The sequence below is a fragment of the Paenibacillus pasadenensis genome, from assembly GCF_002864175.1.
Lineage (GTDB): Bacteria > Bacillota > Bacilli > Paenibacillales > Paenibacillaceae > Paenibacillus_O > Paenibacillus_O pasadenensis.
On the sequence record NZ_NFEZ01000004.1, the window covers coordinates 453,314 to 479,743 of the forward strand.

A 26,430-nucleotide genomic window follows, 5' to 3' on the forward strand; every position below is an offset into this window, starting at 1 on the left:
CAGGCCACGTTTCCGTCGCCCCTCCTCGTTACAGATGTTCAGGAAATTTCAAGCTGATCCGACCGAAACGTACGGCAAGCTCGTACAAGCCGTAGAGCGGGCCTTCGGAGAGGCTTTCCTCCGGATGCGCCGTCCGCAACAAGTGGAACTGCCTCCAAAGGAGCGGCAAGACGGTCTCAGGCCCTCTTACGCCCAGCAGAAGGCAGACGCAGGAGCGGACATAAGGGGAAGATGCGCTTAGGGCCAGTTCTTCCAGCTGAGGAAGCGGGAATCCAGTCGTCTTGTTTAGAAACCGGATTCCTTGCTCGATCAGCGCATCCTGATCCGATTCGCTCAGCTTGCTGAGCAGAGCCGGGATAACGACCGCTTCATGCGGCAGGAGCTTTCGGAGAAGATAGGGATGGTTGGAATTTGTAATGCGGCCTTCTTCAAGCAGATCGAGCAGCTTCAACGGATCCGGCTCGGAGCGGATAAGCTCTGCTTCATCCGGCCGGATTCTCCCGGCTATCTGCATGGCCAGCTGCTCCAACGTGGGAGTGGCTAGGCTGGAGTGAAGAAGCATTGCGCTCGAGAGCTGTCGGAACGGATGGAAGTGAAAAAATCCGTCATTTAGCCTCGGGACATCCATGTCTTCGAACAGCCGCTTCCGCTCCTCCTCTGTTCGGGGCAGGCAGCAGCTCTTGAATTTCTTTCCGCTCCCGCATAGGCAGCGATCATTTCTTCCGACGGGCAAAGCCTGTCTTGCATTCGTCATTCAATCTCTCTCCTTTTCATTCCGCGAAAGCAGCGTCGCGATGAACCGCTCCGCGCTCTTGGACAGGTACCGGTCCTTGCGCCAGACGATGCCGACCTCGGAGTGGAAGCGCTCGCCGCCGAGCTCGCGCAGCTCGATGCCGGACATCTGGAACGAGGCCAGCACGGAGCGCGGCAGCACGGTCGCCCCGATGCCTTCGGAGACGAGCGCGAGGATGACGGCGACGCTGGAGCATTCGCACAGGATATGCGGCTCGCAGCCGGCCAGCCGGAACTGCTGGAGCAGCTTCTCGTGCATGGCGGTCGTGCGCTCGGTCTTGAGCGTGAGGAAAGGATGCTCCGCCAGCTCGCCGAGCGAGATCGGCCCCCCTCTCTCGGGCGCCCAGCCCGCAGGCAGGATGGCGGCGAAAGGGTCCGAAGGCAGCGGAGCGATCTTGTAGGCCGACGGCTCCGAGTCGAACTCGAACGGCAGGCGCGTCACGATCAGCTCGATCTCGCCCGCGTCCAGCTCCTGGCCGAGCGAGAAATGATCCCCTTCATGCACCTTGAACGTCACGTCGGGATACTGGCGGTGGAACTTGCGGATCGGATCCGGCAGCAGCGAGATGCACGAGACGACCGCCCCGACGGACAGCACGCCGCGGATGCCCTCGCCCTGCTCCCGCACCTCCTGCAGCGTGTCGGAAAACTCGCGCATGAGCCGCTCCGCGCGCTCGAGCAGCAGCTTGCCGGCGGCGGTCAGCCGCAGGCTGCGTCCCGTGCGGTCGAACAGCACGACGCCGAGCTCCTCCTCCATCTGCCGCAGCTGGCGGCTGAGCGGCGGCTGCTCCATGTGCAGCGCGCGCGCCGCGCGCGTAATCTGGCCTTCGCGGGCAATCGTCACGAAGTAATTCAGCTGGCGCATATCCATACGGAAGACTCCTTTCGGCAACAATGGAAAAGCCTGGCGGCTGCGGGCGATCGTCCGGAATGCCATACCCGGAAGGTATGGAGAACTGAATGAAACCGATCCTTTCACTATAGGGGATCAAGTGGTAGGATGACTAGTAGAAGAATGCTCGGACGCCGCACGAGGCGGACGACGGAAGGAAGGATCGCAGATGGCTTACGAGTTCAAGATCGAGCGCACCAAGGAGCCGAAGGCCAAGGAGTCGCTTCAAGGCTCCGTATTCGGCACCCGCTTCACGGATCATATGTTCATCCTGGATTACGACAAGGGGCAGGGCTGGCATGACGGCCGCATCGTGCCCTACCAGCCGATCACGCTGGATCCGGCCGCCAAGGTGTTCCACTACGGCCAGACGATCTTCGAGGGGCTCAAGGCGTACCTGACCGAGGACGGCCGCGTGCTGCTGTTCCGTCCGCGGAGCAACATCAAGCGCATGAACCTGTCCAACGCGCGCATGAGCATCCCGACGATCGACGAGGAGCTGTTCCTCGAGGCGCTGCGCCAGCTGCTCGTCGTCGAGCGCGACTGGGTGCCGTCCGAGGAAGGCACGTCGCTGTACGTCCGTCCGTTCGTCATCGCGACGCAGGCGACGCTGGGCGTGGCTCCTTCCCACCAGTACAAGTTCATGATCATCCTGTCCCCGGTCGGCGCGTATTACTCCGAGGGCGTCAATCCGGTCTCCATCTACGTCGAGTCCGGCTACGTGCGCGCGGTGCCGGGCGGCGTCGGCGAGGCCAAGACGGCGGGCAACTATGCGGCCGGCCTGCAGGCGCAGGAGGAAGCGACGGCCAAGGGCTACTCGCAGGTGCTGTGGCTGGACGGCGTGCACCGCAAGTACATCGAAGAGGTCGGCAGCATGAACGTGTTCTTCGTGCTCGGCGACAAGGTCGTTACGCCCGCGCTGAACGGCAGCATCCTGCACGGCATCACGCGCGACTCGGTCATCACGATGCTCCGCCACTGGGGCTACGAGGTCGAGGAGCGCCAGCTGTCCATGCAGGAGGTCGCCGACGCGCATCGGGCCGGCACGCTCGTCGAGGCGTTCGGCACGGGCACGGCGGCGGTCATCTCGCCGATCGGCGAGCTGTACTGGCAGGGCGAGGCGATGAAGGTGAACGAGGGCCGCACCGGCGACCTGTCGCAGCGGCTGTACGACGAGCTCACCGGCCTGCAGCGCGGCGAGAAGGAAGACCCGTTCGGCTGGACGGTCGAGCTGCAGGGCTGACGGATCGGCGGGCGGCCGAATGACGGGTCGGTGGACCGGCGGATCGTCGGAACGATGGAACGTCGGAATGATGGATCGGCGGAATGACGGGCCGGCGGATCGTTGGATCGGCGGAATGACGGACCGGCGGATCGTTGGATCGGCGGAATGACGAATCGACGGAACGATGGATCGTCGGAATGACGAATCGACGGACCGTAATGCATGCGCGCGTAGAGGGGCGGCTTCCCGCAAGGGGAGCCGTCTTTTTGTCGTTCGCGGAGGTGGCGATCGCCGCCCGCGGAGCCGGTCGCGCCGCTGCGGCCGCCTGTCCGGAGGCGTCGCTGAGGGCTGGAGGCGCCACACCGCTGCGGGCGCCTGACTGGAGGCGCCGCTAGGGGTTTGAGCCGTCGCACCGCTTCGGGCGCCTGGCCGAAGGCGTCGCTGGGGGCTGGAGACGTCGCGCTGCGGGCGCCTGGCCGGTGGCGCCGCTAAGGGCTGGAGCCGTGCCCTGCGGGCACCTGCTCAGATGATGGGCGGCCTCTTGCAGGGGGGCGTCTGTTTGTTGGTTGCCAAGCCGAGGTTTTTCTTTCGCAGCGCAGTGAGTCTAGCCTCGGATGTGCCGCATCCAGGGCTGCCTGCGAATGCTAATGATACTCAGAGACGCTATTTGCTGATTTTCGAGCCTTTTTGTCAGCTAACGATACTGGCGAGCGCTATTCGAGTCCAGAACGATGATTTTGGCCGATTTTAGTCGAATAGCGCGCCTCAGTATCGTTAGAATTTCCAGCTGTTCGTTTTGGGCAAAATAGCGCTTCTCCGTATCGTTAGCGGCACGGCTGACGAGCAGGCGAGGCGGACGAGGCAGCAGGCGGCTGGAGGGATGGCATGAGGAACGAGACGAGCGACGAATGGAACCAAGAGCTTGGTGGGCGAGACCGGTGAAATGGACGAAGGAACGAGTTGAGCGAGGGGCGGGTGGACGAATGAACGAATTGAACGAGATGGACGAGATGGACGGAGCGTGCGAATGACGAATGAACGAGTTGGACGAGGCGGGCGAATGGACGAATGAACGGGATGGACGGGATGGACGGAGCGGGCAAGGTGGACAGATGAACGAGATCAGTGGGGCGGGCGAGGTGGACGATTGGACGAGATGAACGAGGCTGGAGCGACGAGGCGAGGCGGGTGTGAGAAGAGAGATGGCAAGACGGACGTTCGGCAGCAAGGAGTACATTCGGAGGGACGTTTCAACAGCGCAGGAATAAAGTCGGCGGCGATCCGAACTCCCGTCACCTTACCTGAAATATGGGGATATAATCCAACATTGGATTCCTCTATAGTAAGTAGCATCTCATTATGAAAGCGTTAACATCAGAAGGGGGCATTGGAATGAGAAAAGGGAAAGCGGCCGCTGCAGCGCTGTGCGCGCTGCTCGTCGCGGCAGGAGCGATGCCGGCCTATGGAGCGCCGGCAGGCGGAGGACAAGCTGCGCCAAGCAGCGGCCAGGCTGCGCAGACGATCGGGGCGAAAGCTGCGAATGGAGCTGCAACACGACAAGCGCAAGGCGCGAACGCGGCCTCGACGGCCCCAGCGGCGGCACTGGCAGCGACCGGATCTGTACCGGCGGCCGAATCGACAGCCGGAGCTGCTCCGTCAGCCTCGCCAGCCCCAGCAGCGGCCGGCCGCTGGTCGGATGCGGTCATGGCGAAATGGGCGCAGCTCGGACTGGCGGCGGGCGATCCGGACGGCGCGGCGCGTCCGCAGGCGGCCGTGACGCGCGCCGAGCTGGCGCAGCTGATGGTCCGCCTGTTCGGCCTGCCGACGCCTGAACGGGCGTCGGCGGCCTTCGCCGACGTGAAGCCGGGCGCCTGGCACGCGGGAGCGATCGAGGCGCTGCGCGCCGCGGGCCTGGCCAGCGGCTATCCGGACGGCAGCTTCCGTCCTTCGTCTGCCGTCACGCGGCAGGAGGCCGCCGTGCTGGCCGCCAAGCTGTTCCGACTGGCGGATGCGGGCCCGACGGCGAACAAGCTCGGCGCGTTCTCCGATGGAGCCAAGGCTGCGGCTTACGCCCGGCCGGCGCTGGAGGCGCTGCTCGCCGGCGGCTACCTGTCGGGCTACGGCGACGGCAGCCTGAAGCCGGGCGCGCCGGTGACGAGGGAGGAGGCAATCGCTTTGCTGGACCGATTGTCGGGCGACATCGTCGCCGCGCCGGGCACGCATGCCAAGGCGGAGGCCGGCAATCTCGTCGTCAAGACGGGCGGCGTCGTCGTGCAGGGCACGGCGGTGGCGGGCGACCTGTACCTGGCGCCGGGCATCGGCGAAGGCGAGGTGACGCTGAAGGGCGTCCGCGTCAAGGGCCGCATCCTCGTGCAAGGCGGCGGCGCCAGCAGCATCCATCTCGAGGACAGCACGGCGGGCGAAGTCGTCGTGGACAAGCCGTCCGGACCGGTGCGGGTCGTGCTCGAGGGCTCCAGCGAGGTCGGCCGGCTGCAGGCGCAAAGCCGCGCCACGATCGAGATCGGGCCGCAGGCCGAGGTCGGCGAGATGGAGGTCGGGCAAGGCGGAGCGGGCTCCGAGCTGTCGATCCGGGGCAGCGCAGGGCGCGTCACGGCTGCGGGAACCGGCGTGACGCTGAACGGCGAGCCGCTGCCGGCGGGCGAGAGCCGTACGGTCGCTTCCGGCGCCGTGAGCGGCGGCAAGGCCGCGAGCCCTTCGCCGAGCCTTTCGCCAACGCCAAGCGCCGCGCCGCCGATCGTTTGGCCGACGCAGGCACCGACCGCATCCCCAACGCCGACGTCGTCTGCGTCTCCGACGCCGACCCCAACGCCGACGCCGACGTCCACCTCGACCGCATCCCCGACGCCGGCTCCGACTTCGACGCCGACGGAAAGCGACTGGACGCTGACCTGGTCGGATGAGTTCGACGGCAATGCGGCGCAGCCGGATACGAACGGCGTCGACCTCAGCAAGTGGGGCTACCAGCTCGGCAACGGCGCGGAGTACGGCGTCGACGGCTGGGGCAACAACGAGCAGCAGTTCTATCGCAAGGAGAACATCAAGGTCGAGGACGGCAAGCTCGTCATCGAGGCGCGCAAGGAGAGCGTCGGCGGCAAGCCGTACACGTCCGGCCGGATGTGGACGTCGCCGACGTTCAGCCAGACGTACGGCAAGTTCGAGGCGCGCATGAAGCTGCCGGCCGGGGAGGGACTGTGGCCGGCCTTCTGGATGATGCCGCAGGACAGCGTCTACGGCGTCTGGGCGTCCTCCGGCGAGATCGACATCATGGAGGCGCGCGGCCGGCTGCTCGGCGAGGTGGGCGGCACGCTCCACCACGGCAAGACCTGGCCGGACAACCGCTACACCGGCAAGGAGTACCATTTCCCCGAAGGCGAGGACATCACTGGATTCCACACGTACGGCGTGGAGTGGGAGCCCGGCGAGATCCGCTGGTACGTAGACGGCAAGCTGTACCAGACGCAGAACGAGTGGAGCAGCCAAGGCGTCGGGCAGCCGGACAAGTACGCGTTCCCGGCGCCGTTCGACCAGCCGTTCCACCTCATCGTCAACCTGGCGGTCGGCGGCAACTACGACGGCGGCCGGACGCCCCAGGACTCCGACCTTCCGGGCCGCGTCGAGGTCGACTACGTCCGCGCGTACGAGCTGACGGGCCGCGATTACCGTACGCCGCAGGAGCCGAGCGGGGTCAAGGAGCCGATCCCGGCAGACGCCAAGCAGCCGGTGGACGGAAGCTGGATCCATGACCGGGAATTCGCGCGCGGCCTGACCGACGTCGCGGCTCCGGGGGCGACGCTCGATCCGCTTTACTGGAACTTCCTGCACACCGGCGAATTCGGCGGGGCCGGCACGGCCAAGATCGAGACGGTCGGCGGCACGCCGATGGCCCGCATCACGGCGACGGACGGCGGCCAACAGAACTATTCGCTGCAGCTGATCCAGCACGGGACGCTCGTCAAGGGCCGCAACTACAGGCTGGCCTTCGACGCCAAAGCCTCGGCTCCGCGCGCGATCGCCGTCAAGCTGGGCGGCGACGCCGACAACGGCTGGGCCGCTTACACGGACCAGTTCGCGCCGCAGCTCGGCACGGAGGTCAAGCCGTTCGAATACCGCTTCGCGATGGGCAACGCGACCGACTCCACGGCGCGGCTGGAGTTCAACGTCGGCCTCGCGGCCGGCGACGTCTGGATCGGCAACGTCCGCCTGGAGGAGGTCGAGCAGCTGCGCGACCCGCTGGCGGCCAAGGAGCCGCTCGAGAACGGCAACCATATCTACAACGGCAGCTTCGAGCTGGGCAAGATGGACCGGCTGACCTACTGGACGCTGGATGCGGCGCCGACCGCCGGCGCGTCCGCATCGGTCGATCCGTCCGCCCGCGAGGTCCGGCTGACGACCGCAGCGGCAGGCGCGCCGCAGGACGCGGCGCTGCGCCAGGACGGCTTGCAGCTGCTGCAAAGCGACGACTATGAGCTGACGTTCCGCGCCCGGGCTTCCACGGCGGGGCGGACGGTCGGCGTGCAGCTCGGCAGCCAGGGCGGCAGCCGGACGTACGCCTCGCAGGAGATGGCGGCCGGGACGGCGATGGCCGAGCATAAGCTCGCCTTCACGATGCCGGCGGGCGAAAGCGATCCGCTGGGACGACTGTCCTTCCTGTTCGGAGGCGCCGCGGGCGAAATCGTACTGGACGAGGTTCGCCTGCTCCGCCTGTCGGACCGCAACGTCGACTACTCCGGCGTGGATCTGTTCCCGCTGCAGAACGGCGATTTCAGCGGCGGCCTGGCTTCGTGGGAGCCGTTCGTCCAAGGAGCCGGAGCGACCTTCGCGGCGGATGGCGGCGCGGCACGCATCGACATCTCGAATGCCGGGAGCGAGAGCTGGAACGTCATGCTGAACCAAGGCAGCCTGAGCCTCAAGAAAGGCTTCGCCTACAAGCTGGAGTTCGACGCCAAGGCGAGCGAGGCGCGGCCGCTGCAGGCGACGCTGGAGAACGCCTCCTACGCGCGGCGCTTCGACTCCGGAGAGAAGGCGCTGACCGGCGACTGGCAGCGCTTCGCCTACACGTTCCGGCCGACCGCCGACGAGACGCTCGCGCTCAAGTTCCTGCTCGGCAGGCTGCCCGGCACGCCGGCGGGAAGCCATCAGGTCTGGATCGGCAACGTCGTGCTGGAGGTCGCCGACGCTCCGTTCAAGCGGCCGGTGCGGCTGAACGAGGACCTGGACGGCAACTATGCCGGCTCGGAGCTGCAGCTGACGTTCGCCGACGATGCCGACTGGCGGGCGGCGGTCCGCTCGGTGGCGGCGGACGGAAGGACGCTGGCGCCGGACGCCTACGTCCTGGAGCCGGGCGTGCTGCGGCTGCTGCCGGCAGCCGGGCTTTCGGCCGGCACGGCGACGGTGACGGTGCAGGCGGAAGGCTATGCCGACGCCTCCGTCCGGCAGCCGGTCATGGAGGCGGACGGCAATCTGCTCGCGAACGGCTCGTTCGCAAGCGGCGAGGCCGGCTGGACGTACTGGAAAGGCGAAGGCGGAGATTCCGCCTTCGCCGTGGAGGACGGGGCGGCGAAGATCGACATTTTCTACCACGGGGGCATCCATCCGCAGTGGAACGTGCCGGTGAGCTGGTCGAGCCAGCTCATCCAAGGCGGCCTCAAGCTCAAAGGCGGGGTCAGCTACGAGCTGACGTTCCGCGCATGGAGCGACGCCGACCGTCCGATCGAGCTTGAATGGACGGGCGCGGCCGGCGTCGGCAAGTCGGCGGTCCGCCTGACGGGAGACAGCGCGCGCGTGCACCGCGTCGTCGTCACGCCCGCGGCAGACGGCACGGTAGAGCTCAAGTTCCTGCTCGGCAACGTCGTCGACGGCGCGGCCGCGACGCCGGACGCTCCGCATGCGATCCGCATCGACGACGTCGCCGTGCGCGAGCTGCTGCCTTAGGCAGAGCAAAGCCGGTCCGGCTGCAGCCGAATGGACGGGTGGCGGGAATGGGACGGACTCCGAGCTTCATATCCTTTTCAGTAGGCATCACGCAGGGGGAAGGATGGGGAACATGACCGTCTCGTACATGGACTATACGGATCCCGATCTCAAGTTCTCGTTCGACATGAAGAAGAGCACGGCGTTCAAGACGAACGCGAGCAACTACATCAACATCCTCGGCTACAAGCAGCTGCCGACGCTCGGCTCGGCCTCGCTGCTGGACATCTTCCTGAGCCGGGGGCATTATGTCGAGCCGCACTATCATCAGAACGCCTCGGAGCTCGTCTATCTGATCTCGGGCAGCGCGACCGTCAGCATGATCAATCCGTTCACGAACAAGCTCATCTCCATCCCGATCGTGCCGCAGGAGGTCGTCATCGTGCCGCAGGGCTGGTGGCACTTCGAGGAGGCGACTTCGGACGACACGCATATTCTGGCGATCTTCGACGCGCCGACGCCGCAGGTCATCCTCGGCTCCGACATCCTGCGGCTGACGCCGGCCAAGGCGATCGCCCAGACGTACTGCCTCGACGAGGCGAAATGGAAGGAAGCGATCGCGCCGATCAAGCAGACCGTCGCGATCGGTCCGCTCGACAGCTGCAAGCAGGCGCGCGAGAGCGGGGAGGAAGGGCAGGCTGCGGAGGCGCGGGCTCAAGGAGCTCGAGGGCCGCAGGGAGCGGGGGAGACGCGAGCTCAAGGAGCTCAAGGCCCGCAGGGGGCGAGGGAGACGCGAGCTCAAGGAGCTCGAGGGCCGCAGGGAGCGGAGGAGCTGGAGGACGCGCCGACGGTCGGCGCGATCTCCGCCTACCGGACCGCGCCTTCCTGGGCCGGCACCGGCGTGTCGGGCCAGCCGGCCTATGTGTACGGCCAGTCGCCTTTCCAGGCGCAGCCGCCGTACGGCCAGCCCTACGCGCAGGCCGGCCAGCCGTATGCGGCCGGCTACGCGGCTCATCAGGCGGCCGCCGCCCGGGCGTATGCGCCGCAGGCGGCCTACTACGCCGGCTACGGGCAGCCGCAGCAGGGCTGGGCGGCCTACGCGCCGCAGGGCTACGGAGCGTCCGCGGCGTACGCGCAGCGGAGCTACGGCTCGCCAGCGGCGTATGCGCCGCAGCAGGCGCCCGGCGGCGGCTGGCGCTGAGCGCCAGCGGCGGCCTCGCCTGCCGCTGAGGCGAGCCGGCCTCGCCGCCGCCAGGGCAGCGCCGATGCAGGAGCCGCTCGCAGGCGTCTGCGAGCGGCTTCAAGCTTGTCGCCAAGCCGGTCCCTCAGGGGCAATGCCATCAAGATCAGCTTGACTTGATGGCATTGCCCTCGGGGGCCGGCTTTTTGACGTGCGATCGGCATGGGCGCCGCACTCCTCGCAGCGGGAGATTCCAGCGCAAAGCGCTCTAGGCAAGCGGGAAATCCTCGATATACTGGAAGAGATGGAAGCGGCATCCGGACCATCCGCCGGCCGGGATGGCCGCAATCGATCCAGGAGGAGGAGAACGGATGATCGAACGAGCGAAACGGGAGGACCTGCCGGCCATCCTTTCGCTGCAGAGGCTCGCTTATCTGAGCGAGGCCGAGCTGTATGACGGCATGGCGATCCCCCCGCTGACGCAGACGCTGGAGGAGCTGGAGCAGGATCATCGGGAGGGCGTCGTGCTGATCGTCGTGGAAGGCGGCGACATCGTGGGCTCCGTCCGCGCCAAGCGCGACGGGGACAGCGTGCGCATCGGCAAGCTGATCGTGCATCCGTCCGCCCAGAACCGAGGCCTCGGCAAGCGGCTGCTGCTGGAGGCGGAGCGGCTTTGGCCGGATGCGGCGCGCGCAGAGCTGTTCATGGGCCATCGCAGCATGAAAAATCTGGCGTTCTACCGCAAGCTCGGCTACGAGCCCTTCAAGGAAAGGCTCGTCGACGAACGGCTGACGCTCGTCTTTTTGGAGAAGCGGCTGCCGAAGCGGGAGCGCCGGGATGAGGAGTAAGGGACAGGAGGACGGCCGGATGCGGCAAAAGGGGCATGGCAGATGCAGCAAAAGGGGCGGACGGTGGATGCAGCAAAGGGCGCGGATGGCGATTGCGGCAAAAGGGGCGGACGCGGCGCAAGGCTTGCCGTCTCGGGCGCAGGTCGGCGCGGCGCGCGGGCTTGCGGAGGAGGCTCCGCGCCGAGGCGTGGGGAGAGGCTTGCGCGGCTTTGCGGATGGCGGCGCATCGGGAGGCTTGTCGAAGGCTTGGCGCATTCTCGCGGCCTTGCGGCGGGCGCCGCTTGCGCTGATCCTGCTGCTCGCGGCAAGCGCCGCGCTTGCGCCTGAGCCTGCCGCCGCCAACGGAGGGCCGGTCCGGGAAGCTGCCCCAGGCTTCGGACCGCTGACATTCGAACCCTCCGAGACGATCCGGCTCGTGCGCGAGAAGGTCGTGCTCGAGCTGCCGGCCGGCATCGAGGCGCACGAAGAAGCCGAGGTGTCCGTCGAGTACGAGCTCCAGAACGAGAGCGAAGCGAGGCAGAGCGTCGAAATGCTGTTCGTCCGACCGGGGCAGCAGAGCGTGGACGTTCGCGAGGCGGACGGCGGCCTTTTGCCCGCGCAGGCGGTCGATCCGGCTTCGCTGAAGGGGATGATGAACAGCCGGCGCAACGATGAGACGATTATCGACCCGATCGACGGACGCGCCTTCCCGCCTCCCTCCGAGCTGCTCACGCTTGCGGGCTCGCGCTACTCGCTGACGTTCGCTCCCGGCGAAACGAAGCGCCTGTCCATCCGCTACCGCGACCAGGGCGGGATGGAGACGATCTCGGTGGCGACTGCGGTCGGGGCGAATCGGTACTATCTTTCGCCGGCCGCCTATTGGAAAGGGCAGCCTGAAGTCGAGCTGGAGGCCCGGCTGCCGGATAGCTGGGGCTGGAGGCTGCATAGCAACGTGCCGCTGCGCTGCGAGGACGGCGTCTGCCGGGTGAAGCTCGACCGCCTGCCCCTGGAGGAGTGGACGATCAGCTATGCCTCTTCGAAGAGGCTCCTTTTCCCGATCAACCGCCAGCTTTTTTACAATCTCTGCGTGCTGATCACGGCGGCGGCGCTGACGCTGTACGGAGGCGATCTCGCCCGCAGGCTTCGCCGCTTCTGGGTTTCGCTGATCGGTTCGGGGCTGGGCCTCGCGCTTGTGGTCGTCTACATCGCCCGCCTGGGCGGCTATCCGTTCGAGATCATCCTGCTGCCGGGTCTATATGGACTGGTTTTCCTGCTCCAGGCGCTGTATTTGAAAAGGCTGGCCCGGCAGCTCAAGCGTCTGCCCGCCCGCAAGCCGAAGGATGAGCCTGCCTGACGAGCGCTGCCGCCATCGGCAGGGAGCTCGATCGGCCGGCGCTGGCCGCGGCCGGGTGAGCGCTTCGCGGCGGATCGGGAAGCGGTTCGCCCCGTGCAGCGCGATAAAAAAGCCCGCCACCGGCCGAGGCCGGTGGCGGGCTTGAGGATATAGGCAGCAGCCTTTCGGAGCCGCTTTGCTTCGATGCGGGTTTGTGTTCTAACGACGGGTCAGAAGCTTAGACGCCTGTTTTTCCGCTTTCCTCTGCGTTAACGACTCCTCAGACGCTTAAACGTTCGCATGGCGGTATTTCTACTCGTTGGACGCTGTTTTCCCGACGCTAAGCTTCTCACGAGTCATTAAAGTTCGGCGAGGGCTGAATTCGGCCGTCTAATGAGCGGATTCGTCGTTAGCCTCTTTAATGAGGGTGCTTGCGTCAGAACGGACCGCTGCGGGCGAATGAACCTACGCCTGCAGCAGCTTCAGCAGGCGCTGCACCGCGGCGGCGGCTTCCGCGCGGGTGAGCTCCGCCTGCGGCCGGAACGCGCCGTTCGCGTCGCCTTGCAGCAGGCCGGCCTCGTAGGCGGCCGCGACGGACGGCGCCGCCCAGGCACCGATCGCTCCCGCGTCGGCGGCAGCCGGCCGTTCGCCGGCGGCAGCCACGAGCGGCTTGCCCGCTGCGGCGGCGGCGCGCACGAGCATCGCCGCCATCTGCTCGCGGCTCAGCAAAGCTTGCGGAGCGGCGATGCCGTCCGCCTGGCCGCGAAGGATGCCCGCGTCCAGAGCGGCCGAGACCGCTCCGGCATACCAGGCGTCCGCCGAGACGTCGGCGAAGCCTGCCGCGGCGCTGCCGGAGGCGCTCAGGCCGAGCGCCCGGACGAGCATGGCCGCCAGCTCCGCGCGGCTGACGGACTTGGCGGGCAGGAAGCCTGCCGCGCCTGCGCCTTGCACGATGCCTTTGGCCGACAGGCTGGCGATGCCCGCCTGCGCCCAGTGGCCGGCCGGCACGTCGGCATACGCGACGCTCAGCTCCAGCACGGCGTAGCGTCCGGCGGAGCGGACGTCGGCGGTCCAATCGCCGCCTGCGAGCCGGGAGCCGAGCTGGTAGGCCGGCGCGCCGTTCGCGTCCAGGCGGAAGATGCCGGAGCGCTCCGGATCGAAGCCGGCTGCCGCGCTCAGCTTCAGCCGGATCGAAGCCGCTTCAAGCGGCAGCTCCCGGCCGTCCGCGGCGATCGAGCCGATGGCGAGCTCCACGCTGCCGCCTGCGGCGGCATACGCGCGGCTGCCCGGCTGCTGCAGCGGAGCCAGCTGCTCTCCTACGCCGGCCGCCGCGCTCAGGCGGATCGACAGCGGCGCATCGCCGGCCTGCTGCCAAAGCTGGCGCAGCTCGTCGCCGGACAGCTCGGCGCTCAGGCCGGGCAGCTCGAGGCGGAGGCCGTCCGCCAGCCGCGGCTTCAGCTCGGCGCCCAGGCGCACGGTCGCCGCTCCGTCCAGCTTGAGGACGGCGGCGGCTCCGGCATCGCCGGACAGCTGGCCGGCCTGCACGGCGACGATGCCGCTGCCGGCGCTCGGCGTCGGCGAGGCGGCCGCGCTTGGCGCCGGCGTAGCGGTTGGCGCCGGAGTCCGCTCCGGCGTCGGCGTCGGTGTTGCCGGAGGCTCGCCCGTCGCCGGAGGCTCGCCGGTCGCCGGAGGCTCACCCGTTGCCGGAGGCTCGCCGGTCGCCGGAGGCTCACCCGTCGCCGGAGGCTCGCCGGTCGCCGGAGGCTCGCCCGTTGCCGGAGGCTCGCCCGTTGCTGGAGGCTCGCCCGTTGCCGGAGGCTGGCCGGTCGCCGGAGGCTGGCCGGTCGCCGGAGGCTCGCCCGTCGCCGGAGGCTCGCCGGTCGCCGGAGGCTCGCCGGTCGCCGGAGGCTCGCCAGTGCCCGGCAGGTCGCCGGTCCGCGTCAGCCGAATGTCGTCGAACCAGCCCCATGCCGCGCCGGGCGCTTCGACGTCGAAGCCGATCGTCACCTGGCCGTTGGCCACTTCGATGCCGCTGACCTTGTATTCCTTCCATACATTCCAGCCGGTGTTGACGATGTCCGCGTTCCAGCGCGAGCCGATGCCCGTCTCGGCGTACAGCTGCAGCTTCGTCTCGCCGCCGCCGCCCGATGCGGCGGCCGTGAGCTCATAGACGCCTTTCGGCAGCTGGCTCACGATCTGCGTCAGCGTGAAGCGGTACGGATCCACATACCAATAGTTGAACGCATGCGTGCCCGCGTGGACATTGGCCGCATTGTTCTCGACCTTGCCCGCGCCGGCGGTGCCGCCGAGCGTCCAGCCGGTCAGGTCGCCGCTTTCGAAGCCGGGGTTCTGCACGGGATTTTTCTCCGGCGCCTTCACCAGCTCGAAATCGTCCAAATACCCCCATGTGCCGCCCGGAGCCTCGACGTCGAAGCCGATCGTCACCTGTCCGTTCGTCACCTCGATCTCCTCGACGGCATACGGCTTCCAGACGTTCCAGCCCGCATTGACGGCATCCGCGCCGAGCGGATCGCCGCCGTACCCTTCGGCGAACAGCCGCAGCTTCGTCTCGCCGCCGCCGCCCGACGCCCAGGCGCTGAGGCGGTACGTGCCGTTTTCCAGCCCCGTCACCGTCTGGCTGATGCGGTAGCCGTACTCCGTTCCGTAATAATAGTTGACCGAATGCCCGCCGCTATGCGCGTTGCCCGCCTCCTTGGACAGCTTGGCCGCGCCTTCCGTGCCGCTCAGCGTCCAGCCGGCCAGGCCGTCCTGCTCGAAGCCCGGGTTGCGGACGAGGTTCGGATTGTCCACGACCTTGACGGTCACGGCGGCCCGCATCGCGGCGTCCACGCCTTGCACGGAGCCTTGCAGCGCGTACGTCCCCGGCACTTTCCACTGCTCCGGATCGGCCGGCTCGTCCCAGACGACCGCCCGCTTCTCGATGCTGCCCTCGCTGAGCAGCACCTCGGCCTCGGCCGGCAGCTCCGGCGCGGAGCCGGCGCTCGCGGTCACGTCCAGGGAGGGGTAGACGAGCAGCGGCTTGATGTCGTCCAGATCGCCCGGCACGAACCGGAACGCATCCAGCGACTCCAGCGCGTTGCCGTCGAAGTCGAACATCGCCTGGTTCTCCCACGCGTTGCCTTCGCCGGCCTTCCAGCCGACGCCCGCCAGCCAGGCCGGCTCCCAGTAAAAGACGCCGAGCCCCTTGCCGCCCTGCACATGCGCGACGGTGTTCAGGATGAGCTCGGTGACGAGCTTCTGGCTCGCCACGCTCGCCTCGAAGCCGGTCAGCTTCGTCTGCGCCTCGCCGGCGATGTTGCCGTGGCCGTCCGCATCCTCGAGCGTGTACGGGTAGGCCGTCTCCGCGACGACGACTTCTTTGCCGTAGCGGGCCGCCAGATCGTCCATGTTGCTCTTGAGCTCTTGGAACGTGCCGTGCCAGTACGGATAGTAGGACAGTCCGATCACGTCATAATCGATGCCCTGCAGCCGCGCCTGGTCGAAAAACGTCCGGAACTTCGCGTTGCTGCCGCCTTCGGCCAGATGCAGCATGATCTTGGTCTCGTGCCCGGCGGGCGTCGTCTCGCGCACCGCGCGCACGCCCTCGGACAGCAGCTGGGCCAGCTGCGCGAAGCGGCTCGTCGAGCCGTCCGGCAGCAGCATGCCGGAGTTGATCTCGTTGCCGATCTGCACCATGTCCGGGTATGCGCCCTCGGCGAGCAGCTCGTCCATCACCTCGCGGGTGTAGCCGTAGAGCGCCGCCTTCAGCTCGTCGAAGCCGAGCGAAGCCCAGGCGGCGGGCTTGACCTGCTGGCCGGGATCGGCCCAGAAGTCGCTGTAATGGAAGTCGACGAGCAGCCCCATGCCGGCGGCCTTCACCCGCTTGGCCATCTCGATGAGATGGGCCTTGTCGTTGTAGCCGTCCGCCTGGACGGGATCGTTCCACAGGCGCAGGCGCACGTAGTTGACGCCATGCTCCTTGAGGATCGCGAGCAGGTCGCGCTCGGTTCCGTCGTCGTAGAAGGCGACGCCCTTGTCCTCGAGCGCCTGCAGCGTGGAGATGTCTACGCCCTTGATGAAGCCGTCCGGGTCGGACGAAGCGGCCGCGTCGGCGACCGCTCCTCCTGCCGGTAGGCCGAGTCCGGCGAGCCCGATGACGAGCGCCAGCATGGCGGCGCCGAGTCGGCGCAGCAGCTTGGTATGCACGATGATGATTCCCCCTTGTACCGTTGTCTCTCCTATTGTAGGGAACAGGTGAAAGCGCACCCATTCAGCGGGTCAACAAAAAGAGATACACTTTCAACGATGCGGGGCGGAAGGAGCGTGGGGCACGGCTCTCACCAGTGGTAAAAATGGCACTGAGAGGCCCGGCTGCCGAGGAAAGGCCTTCATCAGTGGTAAATATGGCACTGAGGAGCCCGGCCGCCAGCCGCCGGAGCCGCTCGAAAAAAAAAGCAGACCGCCCCGAACCTCGTAAAAGGTTAGGCGGTCTACTCGCTGCTATGCGATTTGACGGGATGCAAGCCGACGCTCCGGATCCGATCTGGAGCTCGCGCCAAGCCCTTGCGCCGGAGCGCTGGCCTGGCCGCTCCTTCAAGCGCCTAGCTGCCGAGCGTGACGGACACCGTCGTCAGGTTCGTGCTGTTCTGCCGCAGGCGCAGGCTGGCGGCTCCGCTCGAGCCCGACTTGATGCGGACGGTGAGCTGCTTGGAGGCGTTGCCGCTGCTGTCGGCCGTCAGGCTGAACGAAGAGCTGTAGCCGTATGCGGTCGGCCAGCTGCCGTCGGCGTTTTGCACCTGGGCGATCTGCGTGCCGCCGGAGGTGAGGTAGATGCCGACGTTGTACCCGCTTGTCGTGCCGTTCGGCGTCAAGCCGGTTGCCTTGACCGTGATCTGGAACGACGTGCCGTTGCTCGGCAGCGTCGCCGGCGTCACGAAGCTGTAGCTGAGCACGCCCGGCGTCGGAGTCGGCGTTGCCGTCGGCGAAGCGGTCGGCGTAGGGGTCGGCGTCACGGTAGGCGTCGGCGTCGGAGACGCGGCGCCGTAGCCGTAGGAGCCCGTTTTGAACGTGGAGGAATCGTACCACTTGTAGCCGGCCGCAGGCGCGGCCCACGGCTCCGCCTGCGGCTCGGTCGAGGAGGCCGGATTCTCAAAGGCGAGCAGCGGCGTCGGGCTGTCGAGCGTCAGGCCGCTCACCTGCGACAGGCTCGTGTAGCTTTCCGGCACGGCCAGCCAGTTCACGAGGTTGACGAGCAGCGTGTCGTCGTCGACTTCCTTGAAGCCGTCGTACGTCGTCTTGCTCGCTCCGGTGTCCTCGCGCTTGTACTTCGGCGAGGCGTCCTCGACAGGGGAGGAGTCGCCGATGAACGCCGCTTTGCCTGCGCCTTTCTTCGCGACCGCGACATACGGCCCCTCGGCGACGCCGCCTCCGGCATAGACGCCCTGATCGACGGCGCTGCCCCACTTGGCGGATGTCTGCGGCAGGTAGACGATGCCCTTGGCTTTGGCCGGATCAATGATCGCGAGCGTCGAGCCGGCATGCATCGCCACGGACGACACGCCCTGCGTAATGCCGAACGCCTGGCTCGGCGCGACGATCTGCGTCGCGTTCACGTCGCCGAGCGCGTTGTAGCGGAAGCGCACGCCGAAGTTCGTCGCGAGCCAGTCCGAGCTGACGACGCCCTGCATGGCGGGGGAGGCGGCTTCTTCGGCGCTCATGCCTTTGGCCGGGTTCGTCCAGGCGCCGCGGCGGTAGCCGTTGATCGCCTCGCTGCCGTCCCAGCGGTTCTTGTTGCGGTCCGCGTTGTAATGGTCGCCGATGAAGAAGATGCTGCCGCCGTTCTGCACGTACTGCGCCATCGCCGCCTGCTCCGTCGCCTTGTACGGCACGTTCGGCTCGGCCGTGATGAACACGTTGTACGGCGTCAGGTCGGAGAGGGTGATCGGAGTCGTCTTGCGCAGCTCCTTGACGTAGAACCCGGCGGACGCAAGCGCGTTGCCGAAGTCCGAGAAGCCGCCGTCGATGACCCAGTCCGCGGCGCCGGCCGTCTGGGCATGGGTGTTGTCGAAAAGGATCTTCTTGCCGGCGTTGCCGTTCACGACCTTGGCGGCGATGGACGGCGCAGGGTCCGACGGCCCCTCCGCATAGGCGCGGTAGCCTCCGGGCTGCGCCAGCGGGGCAGGGAGCAGGAGGGCTGCGGCGACGGCCGCGCCGAGCAGGCGTTTCTTCCATGACAAAGCTGGTTTCATAACTCGTCCCCTTTCGATGGGCGCGGAATCTTCTTCCATTCCGGCTGAGACTACTATAAGGCGAGAGGAGGGAGTTCGGATAGAGGGATGTGAGGGGCATGTCCGTCATATTTTTGTAAATGTCGGCAGGGAACCTTTTCCTGTTCAAGTGGAAGATACTCCCTCTAAGTCAACCGACATGATAACATAGGGAGCATAGACTGATCTTAGGAGGATCCTATTTGCAGCTCGTGATTGAAAAGCTCTACCACGGAACGACAGATGACAGCTTAGCTGGGTTTTCCCGTCAGCTGATCAACTCCGAATACTGGAGGCCGGGACGAGATTTCGGACCGGGCTTTTACGCAACGCCCGACATTGACCAAGCACGTGAATGGGCGCACAAAGCGGCGGAGAAACGAGCGCGTGTGGGTGAGTTTGTCCGACCCTGCGTTCTGGAGGTTGATTTTCTCCCTCAACCCTACATAGATGATGATGGTGGCGTGGAGAACGAGACGACTATTTTCAGTGGTGTCTCGCGCTCGTGGGCGTATTTTATTTATCAACACCGGTTAGCTTCTAGCCAATCCGGAGACCCTTGTAAAAAACACCCCGCTGTTGTAATCGGGCCTATGGCCGACAACGACACTGGCGCTATTGTTCAACAAGAGATACAATACCAGTACGGGTTCGACTGGTTCTACGACAGGATTATTCATTCCCGACAAAATCAAAAGCTCAGTCTCCCTAGATTAGGAACGCAGATTGCATTTTGCTCCGACGTGTGGGATTCGCGGCTGGCACTCACCGGGTATTATGTTTATAGCGAGGAAGGAGCGTGGAACCATGAAGAGCGAAAAGCTGACTCCGTATGAAACGGCAATTGCCAGGGAATTGCACCATCACTTCGGCTTTTCCGAAGAGCAGGGTGAAGAATTGGTCATCCGTTACCGGACTCCTATCCATCTTATTGGTAGCTATGACCCGCCTTACGAGCACGCTGAGGCCATTGCTAAGTGCGTGGAGAAAAACATTTCCCCCGCCCGCTCCGCAGCCAACATCCGCAAAGTGTCAAAGCAAAGCAAGTCCGACTCTGGCATAGATCCTCTTACCAAGATTGAGATGGCTGCGGCGTTAATCTCCCACTAATACTTAAACCCACCTCATGTAGAGGTGGGTTTTTCTTATCCATCGCGCTTGAAGGAGCGAGAGTCGATGAACGGATAACGCCCCCGCTTGGCGACCAGACTAGAGTGGTAAAGTTCTCCTATAGTGATGTGGAGCGCTTGCGGGACGGAAAGCGGCTATGCTACACTCGTAGCAATCAAACGCGAAAGCCGTCCGCGGGCCGTCAGGCTCCAGCCGGGCGGCTCGCGATCGAACGGAGGGTTGCGTGTGATTCATTCGATTCGGATCCGCACGGTGCGTCGCTAATGGAATAACGCCCATGTTCTGCCTTTGTGCAGGGATCTCGAATCGTGGATGAATCCACGTTCATCGCTTTGACGCGCCTCTTTCGCATCTCCCGTCTCCCGGCGGCTTCGGCCCCTTAGGCGGAGATGTCGGCGAGGCCGCCTCTTCCGTCCGCGGAGGAGCCTTTCTGTCCGGCCGGAGAGCGGCGCGGCGGCATGCTGCCGTCCGCGTCCCTCCGGGCGCCGCTGCCATGCGGCGAGGCGGACAGGGACGAAGCCGATCCATCCTGCATAACTGCGAACACGGGCCGCCAGGCCCGTGTTTTTTCATACCCGCCCCAAGAGAGGATGATTTCCCATATGACAACACATTCCAACCAACACCCCCGCGAGCGCGCGATTCTCGTCGGCGTGCACGAACAGAACAACCACCAGTTCGCCTACTCGATGCAGGAGCTGCAAGGGCTGGCCGAAGCCTGCAACATCGAGGTCGTGGCCGAGCTGACGCAAAAGGCGGAGCGCATCCACAGCACGCACTACCTCGGCTCCGGCAAGCTCGAGGAGCTGGCGGCTCTCATGGAGGCGTACGATTCCCCGACCGTCATCTGCAACGACGAGCTGTCGCCTTCGCAGATCCGCAACCTCGAGGCCGCCGTCAAGACGAAGGTCATCGACCGCACGATCGTCATCCTCGACATCTTCGCCGAGCGGGCGCAGACGAAGGAGGCGCAGCTGCAGGTCGAGGTCGCCCGCCTGAACTACATGCTGCCGCGCCTCGTCGGCTTGCGCGAGTCGCTCGGCCGCCAAGGCGGCGGAGGCGGAGCCGGACTGCGCAACCGCGGCGCGGGCGAGACCAAGCTGGAGCTCGACCGCCGGCGGATCGAGGAGCGCATCCACCTGCTGGAGACGGAGCTCGAGAAGCTCGTCCACCAGCGCCAGGTGCAGCGCAAGCGCCGCAAGAAGAACGAGATCCCCGTGCTCGCGCTCGTCGGCTACACCAACGCCGGCAAGTCGACGCTGCTGAACGCGCTCGTCGATACGTTCCACCCCGATTCCGGCAAGAACGTGCTCGCCAAAGACATGCTGTTCGCCACGCTGGAGACGTCGGTGCGCAGCATCGAGCTGCCGGACCGCAAGTCGTTCCTGCTGACCGACACGGTCGGCTTCGTCAGCGGGCTGCCCCATCATCTCATCAAGGCGTTCCGCTCGACGCTGGAGGAGGTCGCCGAGGCCGACCTGCTCGTGCATGTCGTCGACGCCTCCAACCCGGAGTTCAAGCAGCAGATCGAGGTCACCGAGCAGACGCTCAAGGAGCTCGGCGCGGACGGCATCCCGATGCTGTATGCGTTCAACAAATCCGACCTCGCCGGCCGAAGCTACCCGCGCGTAGAGCAGGACCGGGTGTATCTGTCCGCCTCCAGGCGCGAGGGCGTCGACGAGCTCGTCGCGCAGATCCGCAAGCAGATCTTCCGCGACTATATCGCCGCCGAGGTCGTCGTGCCTTTCCACCAGGGCGCCTGGGTGTCGTTTTTCAACGAGCATGCTCATGTGCAGGAGACGGAGTACGAAGAGGCCGGCACGCGCCTCAAGCTCGAGGTGCGCGAGGCGGATCTGAACCGCTTCTATCAGGAGACGGGCGCGGAGCGGCAGCCGGCGGTCCGGGAGTAGGGCGAGGGGGCGAGCGGCATCCGGTGGAAAAGGCGCGGCTCATCCAAGGCAGAAAAGTGCCTTGGATGGGCTGGGTTCCGGCCGGAGCGATGGATCCAAGGCAGAAAAGTGCCTTGGATGAGCCGGAGTCCGGCCGGGGCGCTGGATCCAAGGCAGAAAAGTGCCTTGGATGAGCCGGCGGCCGGCCGGAGCGATGGATCCAAGGCAGAAAAGTGCCTTGGATGGGCCGGAGCCCGGCCGGAGCGATGGATCCAAGGCAGAAAAGTGCCTTGGATGGGCCAGGGCCCGGCCGTAGCGATGGATCCAAGGCAGAAAAGTGCCTTGGATGGGCCGGAGCCCGGCCGTAGCGATGGATCCAAGGCAGAAAAGTGCCTTGGATGGGCCGGAGCCCGGCCGGAGCGATGGATCCAAGGCAGAAAAGGGCCTTGGATGAGCCGGAGCCCGGCCGTAGCGATGGATCCAAGGCAGAAAAGTGCCTTGGATGAGCCGGAGCCCGGCCGTAGCGATGGATCCAAGGCAGAAAAGTGCCTTGGATGAGCCGGAGCCCGGCCGTAGCGATGGATCCAAGGCAGAAAAGTGCCTTGGATGAGCCGGAGCGCGGCTCGGTCCCAATTAAAGAAGCGTCCCGCCCATTCTTGATGAATGGGGCGGGACGCTTTTTTATAAATGATGCCCGAGCTCGCCGATCCTGATTCGCCGAAAGGGATGCCGCCGCTTGCCTGAATTGTCCTTCATGCTGCATCTGGCCCTGCTCCCTCGCTCATCCTGCTCCCTCGCTCATCCTGCTCTCTCGCTCATCCTGCTCAGCCGAGCGCCTTCAGGCCGACGGCCGCGCCGAGCACGAGCGTGATGCAGAGGATGCGCAGGACGCTGCGCGACTCGCCGAAGAACAGCATGCCGACGACCGCGCCGCCCGCCGCTCCGATGCCGGTCCACACCGCATACGCGGTGCCCATCGGCAGATCGCGCATCGCCAGGCTGAGCAGCAGGAAGCTGAGGATGAAGCCGGCGGCCAGCAGGGCGAAGTTCGCGAAGCTGCGGCGTTCGTTGAGCCGGTTCATCATCGTCACGCCGAACACCTCGCACAGCCCTGCGCCGATCAGATACACCCAGGCCATGTCAGACCGCCTCCTTTCCGGACTTGTCCGCCGCCGGCTCGTGGCCGAGCAGCTTGAGGCCGACGACTCCGATCAGCAGCACGCCGATGAGCGCGAGCTTGATCGGCTTGACCGGGTCGCCGAACAGGATCATGTCGGCCAGGACGGTGCCGGCCGTGCCGAGTCCGACGAATACCGCATAGACGGTGCCGACGGGCAAGTGGCGCGCCGCGTTCAGCAGCACATAGAAGCTGATCAGGATGCAGACGGCGGTCAGCGCCCATTCGAGCGCCGTGTCGGCATGCTTGAGACCGATGACCCAGCCTACCTCGAACACGCAGGCGCCGACGATTTGAAGCCAGTAACGATTCATGATGAAGTCCCCTTTCTGATGCCGCACTTGCTGCGGCTCGCTGGACGCGCTCCGTGCGACCGCCGTTTCCAGTATGCCCCATCCCGCGCAGGAGATGCCCGACGCTGAATACGCGGTCATCTCCCGGGCTTTTATCCCTCCGTGTCTGCGCGGCCATGCGGCCGTGCCGTTCCCTCTCGGACCAGTCCGGCGCGCTGCGCCGCGGAACCCTAGGCAACTGATTCCCGACATTATAGCAACCGGGGCGACAGATGGCAAGGGCAGCATCTGGAACTTTCTTGCAGGGAGAGGCGTCTAACCGGATAACAGCGAGCTATGGAGAGGAGCGGGACCGGATGAGGCGAGGCGGCGGTTCGGACAAGAGGCGGCAGGAGCGGGGCGAAGGGACGGGCGGCCATGCCGAATCCGGCAGCGGCCAAGATCGGGGCGGGCGCCAGGGTGGGCACAAAGGTCGGATCGGACCGGCCGGCGGGGCGGACAAGAGGGCGAAGCGCCTCGTCAGCGCCGCGCTTGGCGGCTCTCTGCTGCTCGCGGGATGCAGCCTCGCGCTGCTGCGGTACGGACTGACCCATGCGGACGATACGCCTTGGGACCACGAATCGCCGCTTGCTCAGGCAGGCTTGTGGGGCGTGCTGCTGTTCAGCGGCGGAGCGCTGGCTTTGGCGTTGGCGAGGGCTTGGTTGGCGCTTGCGCCGGGATTCCGCAGAGAAGGAGGCGGGCGATGATGGAGAAGAACAGGTCGACGACAAGGGAGCGAGCGGCGGTTTCGGGAAGGTCCGGACAACTAGCCGGCGGCGGCTCCCAAAACGGTCGAAAAAACGGCAGCGCCATCGTGACTTATTTGCTGCTGCTGAATTTCATTTTCATCGCGCTGTTCATGGGGGCGGTGCTCGGCGTGGAGCGGATCGAGGGGTATAAGATCGCGACGACGGAGTATTACGGATTAATGAATATTGGAGGCATCTTCATCGCGTTGACGCTGCTCCTCGCGGTCGCGCTTTATGCCGTTGTGATGCTGCCGATCACGCTCGCGGCAAACCGCTGGCTGCGCCACCCGCTGCTGCAGACGGCTTTGTTCACCGGGCTGTTCCTATGGGCGGGGCAGCTGCAGTACCGGGATTACCCGCTGGACTTCCGGGAGGGCTACGGCCTCAGCCCGTGGACGTCGTGGTGGATGTTCGGGCTGGCGGGGCTGCTGTATGCGGGGGCGAACCTGCTGCTGGGGCGGCTGGCGGGTCGAGAGAGGCCCTTAGGCTTGCTGATGCAGCATCAGGGCTATTTTTCATAGCTGCGAGGCAATGAAGGTTCATCCGGAGATGGAGGCGGGCGAGGGGCGCGGAGGCAAAGAAAAAGCCCCGGCAGCAGCCGAGGCGGCGGAGCGGAACGGCAATCATCGAGGTCAGGCGAAGCCGACCTTCGGCTTTTCCCTCTCCTTCAGAGGCAGGTTGATCGTGCGGATGGACGTGATGGGGATGTACAGCTCCTGGTAGTCGGTGACGTACTTCACGAACTTGTCGTCGGCTTGCTCGAGGACGCCGTTTTCGGCCAGCGTGCCGTCGATGAAGTGGATCAGAACCTTTTTTCCAATGAGCTTATCCAGCATGAACGGTTCACCTCGCTTGAGCGGAATAGGTCTTGCTTCCATCTTACCCTATCAGGGAATAGAATGGGTGAAAAGGCGCGCTGCCGCTAAATCTGTATGCGGTCTATGATCGAGCTTGGAACAAGCGCGCTGCCGCTAGATTTGTATACGGTCTATGATCCCGTACTCCAGCGCCTCCTCCGCCGACATGAAATAGTCGCGGTCCATATCCCGCTCGATCCGCTCGAGCGGCTGGCCGGTCCGGTCCGCCGCGATGCGGTTGAGCGTCTCGCGCGTCTTCAGGATGCGGCGGGCGGAGATCGCGATGTCGCTCGCCTGCCCTTGCGCGCCGCCGTGCGGCTGGTGGATCATGACCTCGCTGTGGGGAAGGGCGCTGCGCTTGCCTTTTGCCCCCGCGAGCAGCAGGATCGCGCCGAACGAGTACGCCGCGCCGGTGCAGATCGTCTGGACATCCGGCTTCACGAGCTGCATCGCGTCGTAGATCGCCAGCCCGGCTGTCGTCGAGCCGCCGGGGCTGTTGATGTACATGGTGATGTCCTTCTCCGCATCGTCCGCCGCCAGGAACAGCAGCTGCGCGATGACCGAGTTGGCGACGGCGTCGTCGATGGCCGAGCCGACCAGGATGATGCGTTCCTTGAGCAGGCGGGAATAGATGTCGTAGGAGCGCTCGCCCTTGGCGGTCTGCTCGACGACGTACGGCACGTGGTTCATCGGGGTTCCTCCTCGTAAGCCGGGCCGCTTCAGGGGCGGTCGGCCGCTGGTTTGCTTTTTGCCCCCGGTAAACGAACCGGCGCCAGTCGAGGATACGGGGCTGCGGGAGAAATAAATTTCGCCGGTTCGCGTATCCTTTCGAGGCGGCCGTTCGTTTACCGAATACCGAGATCCGCACGTTGGAAAGGAGCTGCCCGCATGGACGCAATTCGCATGGCCGCCGAGGAGGAGCGCAGCGCCCTTCGCCGCTACTGCCTCGCCCTGGCCGGTTCGCGCTGGGACGCCGAGGACCTGGAGCAGTCCGCCTGGTGCCGCGCGCTGGCCTACCCCGGCTGGGAGGCGCATGCCAACCGCGAGGCGCTGCTGCTGCGCATCGCGCGCAATCTGTGGACCGACCAGCAGAGGAAAAAGGCGCTGCACCAACGCTCCTTGCCGGAGCTTGCCGCAGCCGAGCCGAACCGGGAAGCAAGCGGCGAGGCCGCCGGCGGGTGGGAGCTGGAGACGATGCTCCACTCCCTTGGCCGGCGGCTGACGCCGCTGCAGCTGGCGGTGTGGCTGCTGCGTGAAATGCACGGCAGCAGCATCGCCGAGACGGCGCTCCGCCTCGGCATACCGACGAGGGCGTGTCGAAGGCGGGCTGCACCCGAGGCCGCGCTCGGCGCATTTAGCCCGCGACCTGAGCCGGCGGGGTGCGCGAGCGTGACGAGTCGCTGCTCGCGCGCGTGCGCGGCCTAGGAGGGCCTGCGCACGGGCGACGCCGCCGCGATCGCGGCGCTCGCCGAGCAGGAAGCGCTGGAGCCGGCCGTAGCCGCCGCCGCGCTGGCGGGGCGCGTGCAGGCGCGTGCCGCGGCCGGCGCAGCCGCCGTGCCGGCGGAGGGCCGCGGCGCGTGCGATGGCGCGCCGCAGGCGCAAGCCGGCTGGAACGCCGTTTCCGATGCGGTCGCGCCGCAGGCGCTTGCCGCCTGGAGCGGCGTTGGTGCCACCTGGAGCGGAGCTTCCGCAGCCGGCTATCCCGCCGGTCTGGCCGGCTGCGCCATCTGGGGCTTGGCCGGTTAAGCACGGCCCAAGCATAAAAGCCTTCCCGAGCCTCGGATCGAGGCGGGAAGGCTTTTTTGCTGCGCGCGGCGGCATCGCGGTCGGCGGACGGTCTTTTTCGCAT

22 protein-coding genes and 1 riboswitch are annotated in these 26,430 nt (G+C 66.2%); of the genes, 13 read left to right on the plus strand and 9 right to left on the minus strand.

Going from position 1 to position 26,430, the window contains the following annotated elements; translation table 11 throughout:
• Positions 1 to 28: 28 nt before the first annotated feature.
• Complete coding sequence (locus B8V81_RS11670) at positions 29 to 754, minus strand: SEC-C domain-containing protein (RefSeq protein WP_101808424.1); 726 nt, start codon at positions 752 to 754, stop codon at positions 29 to 31.
• Positions 755 to 1,663: a LysR family transcriptional regulator gene (locus B8V81_RS11675; protein WP_101808425.1), complete on the minus strand. Its 909-nt coding sequence runs from the start codon at positions 1,661 to 1,663 to the stop codon at positions 755 to 757.
• Positions 1,664 to 1,853: 190 nt separating this feature from the next.
• On the opposite strand from B8V81_RS11675, the gene B8V81_RS11680 reads away from it, so the two are divergent.
• From B8V81_RS11680 to B8V81_RS11700, 6 genes are all read left to right on the plus strand, one after another.
• The gene (locus tag B8V81_RS11680; RefSeq protein WP_101808426.1) at positions 1,854 to 2,927 is read left to right on the plus strand and encodes a branched-chain amino acid aminotransferase; all 1,074 of its coding nucleotides are present in this window, start codon (positions 1,854 to 1,856) and stop codon (positions 2,925 to 2,927) included.
• Positions 2,928 to 3,943: 1,016 nt separating this feature from the next.
• The gene (locus tag B8V81_RS26015; protein ID WP_267238402.1) at positions 3,944 to 4,069 is read left to right on the plus strand and encodes a hypothetical protein; all 126 of its coding nucleotides are present in this window, start codon (positions 3,944 to 3,946) and stop codon (positions 4,067 to 4,069) included.
• Positions 4,070 to 4,301: 232 nt separating this feature from the next.
• The gene (locus B8V81_RS11685; protein WP_180968435.1) at positions 4,302 to 8,861 is read left to right on the plus strand and encodes a carbohydrate binding domain-containing protein; all 4,560 of its coding nucleotides are present in this window, start codon (positions 4,302 to 4,304) and stop codon (positions 8,859 to 8,861) included.
• A gap of 112 nt (positions 8,862 to 8,973) precedes the next feature.
• Positions 8,974 to 10,041: a cupin domain-containing protein gene (locus tag B8V81_RS26150; RefSeq protein ID WP_084137381.1), complete on the plus strand. Its 1,068-nt coding sequence runs from the start codon at positions 8,974 to 8,976 to the stop codon at positions 10,039 to 10,041.
• Positions 10,042 to 10,391: 350 nt separating this feature from the next.
• Positions 10,392 to 10,868: a GNAT family N-acetyltransferase gene (locus B8V81_RS11695; protein ID WP_101808428.1), complete on the plus strand. Its 477-nt coding sequence runs from the start codon at positions 10,392 to 10,394 to the stop codon at positions 10,866 to 10,868.
• 67 nt (positions 10,869 to 10,935) lie between these two features.
• A complete protein-coding gene (locus B8V81_RS11700; RefSeq protein WP_101808429.1) occupies positions 10,936 to 12,201 on the plus strand; it encodes a hypothetical protein in 1,266 nt (421 codons plus the stop codon).
• A gap of 444 nt (positions 12,202 to 12,645) precedes the next feature.
• Here the strand turns inward: B8V81_RS11700 and B8V81_RS11705 are convergent, their stop codons facing one another.
• Complete coding sequence (locus B8V81_RS11705; protein ID WP_101808430.1) at positions 12,646 to 16,386, minus strand: glycosyl hydrolase 53 family protein; 3,741 nt, start codon at positions 16,384 to 16,386, stop codon at positions 12,646 to 12,648.
• 395 nt (positions 16,387 to 16,781) lie between these two features.
• Entirely contained in the window at positions 16,782 to 18,428 is a 1,647-nt protein-coding gene (locus tag B8V81_RS11710; protein ID WP_101808431.1) for a DNA-binding protein, read from the minus strand.
• Between the two features lie 230 nt (positions 18,429 to 18,658).
• On the opposite strand from B8V81_RS11710, the gene B8V81_RS11715 reads away from it, so the two are divergent.
• A complete protein-coding gene (locus tag B8V81_RS11715) occupies positions 18,659 to 19,282 on the plus strand; it encodes a DUF3990 domain-containing protein (protein ID WP_228551789.1) in 624 nt (207 codons plus the stop codon).
• A complete protein-coding gene (locus B8V81_RS11720; protein ID WP_028599410.1) occupies positions 19,254 to 19,556 on the plus strand; it encodes a hypothetical protein in 303 nt (100 codons plus the stop codon). Before B8V81_RS11715 ends, B8V81_RS11720 begins: the two co-directional genes overlap by 29 nt.
• A 400-nt stretch (positions 19,557 to 19,956) precedes the next feature.
• On the opposite strand, the gene B8V81_RS25260 is transcribed toward B8V81_RS11720, so the two are convergent.
• Positions 19,957 to 20,124 (minus strand): hypothetical protein, encoded by a 168-nt coding sequence (locus B8V81_RS25260; RefSeq protein ID WP_180968436.1) that lies wholly within the window; start codon positions 20,122 to 20,124, stop codon positions 19,957 to 19,959.
• A 55-nt stretch (positions 20,125 to 20,179) separates the two neighbouring features.
• Here B8V81_RS25260 and hflX point away from each other — a divergent pair, with 55 nt between their 5' ends.
• Positions 20,180 to 21,487: a GTPase HflX gene (gene hflX, locus B8V81_RS11725; protein ID WP_028599411.1), complete on the plus strand. Its 1,308-nt coding sequence runs from the start codon at positions 20,180 to 20,182 to the stop codon at positions 21,485 to 21,487.
• Positions 21,488 to 22,290: 803 nt separating this feature from the next.
• Here the strand turns inward: hflX and B8V81_RS11730 are convergent.
• Together B8V81_RS11730 and B8V81_RS11735 are read right to left on the minus strand one after the other, a co-directional pair.
• Positions 22,291 to 22,605: a DMT family transporter gene (locus tag B8V81_RS11730; RefSeq protein ID WP_028599412.1), complete on the minus strand. Its 315-nt coding sequence runs from the start codon at positions 22,603 to 22,605 to the stop codon at positions 22,291 to 22,293.
• 1 nt (position 22,606) lies between these two features.
• Positions 22,607 to 22,957 (minus strand): DMT family transporter, encoded by a 351-nt coding sequence (locus B8V81_RS11735; RefSeq protein WP_028599413.1) that lies wholly within the window; start codon positions 22,955 to 22,957, stop codon positions 22,607 to 22,609.
• Positions 22,958 to 23,075: 118 nt separating this feature from the next.
• Positions 23,076 to 23,181, minus strand: a riboswitch (guanidine-I (ykkC/yxkD leader).
• A 111-nt stretch (positions 23,182 to 23,292) separates the two neighbouring features.
• Between B8V81_RS11735 and B8V81_RS11740 the strand changes: the two genes are divergently transcribed.
• Positions 23,293 to 23,682 (plus strand): hypothetical protein, encoded by a 390-nt coding sequence (locus B8V81_RS11740; protein WP_101808432.1) that lies wholly within the window; start codon positions 23,293 to 23,295, stop codon positions 23,680 to 23,682.
• On the plus strand, positions 23,679 to 24,245 hold the full coding sequence (locus tag B8V81_RS11745) for a hypothetical protein (protein WP_146000490.1): 567 nt from the start codon (positions 23,679 to 23,681) through the stop codon (positions 24,243 to 24,245). The genes B8V81_RS11740 and B8V81_RS11745 overlap by 4 nt, the downstream gene beginning before the upstream one ends.
• A gap of 111 nt (positions 24,246 to 24,356) precedes the next feature.
• Here the strand turns inward: B8V81_RS11745 and B8V81_RS11750 are convergent, their stop codons facing one another.
• Both B8V81_RS11750 and clpP read right to left on the minus strand, forming a co-directional pair.
• Complete coding sequence (locus B8V81_RS11750; protein WP_028599415.1) at positions 24,357 to 24,560, minus strand: hypothetical protein; 204 nt, start codon at positions 24,558 to 24,560, stop codon at positions 24,357 to 24,359.
• 135 nt (positions 24,561 to 24,695) lie between these two features.
• On the minus strand, positions 24,696 to 25,271 hold the full coding sequence (clpP, locus tag B8V81_RS11755; RefSeq protein WP_028599416.1) for an ATP-dependent Clp endopeptidase proteolytic subunit ClpP: 576 nt from the start codon (positions 25,269 to 25,271) through the stop codon (positions 24,696 to 24,698).
• 198 nt (positions 25,272 to 25,469) lie between these two features.
• Between clpP and B8V81_RS11760 the strand changes: the two genes are divergently transcribed.
• Complete coding sequence (locus tag B8V81_RS11760; protein WP_101808434.1) at positions 25,470 to 26,006, plus strand: RNA polymerase sigma factor; 537 nt, start codon at positions 25,470 to 25,472, stop codon at positions 26,004 to 26,006.
• A 96-nt stretch (positions 26,007 to 26,102) separates the two neighbouring features.
• Positions 26,103 to 26,327, plus strand: coding sequence for a hypothetical protein (locus B8V81_RS11765; RefSeq protein ID WP_101808435.1), 225 nt, complete (start codon positions 26,103 to 26,105; stop codon positions 26,325 to 26,327).
• The last annotated feature ends 103 nt before the right edge of the window (positions 26,328 to 26,430 follow it).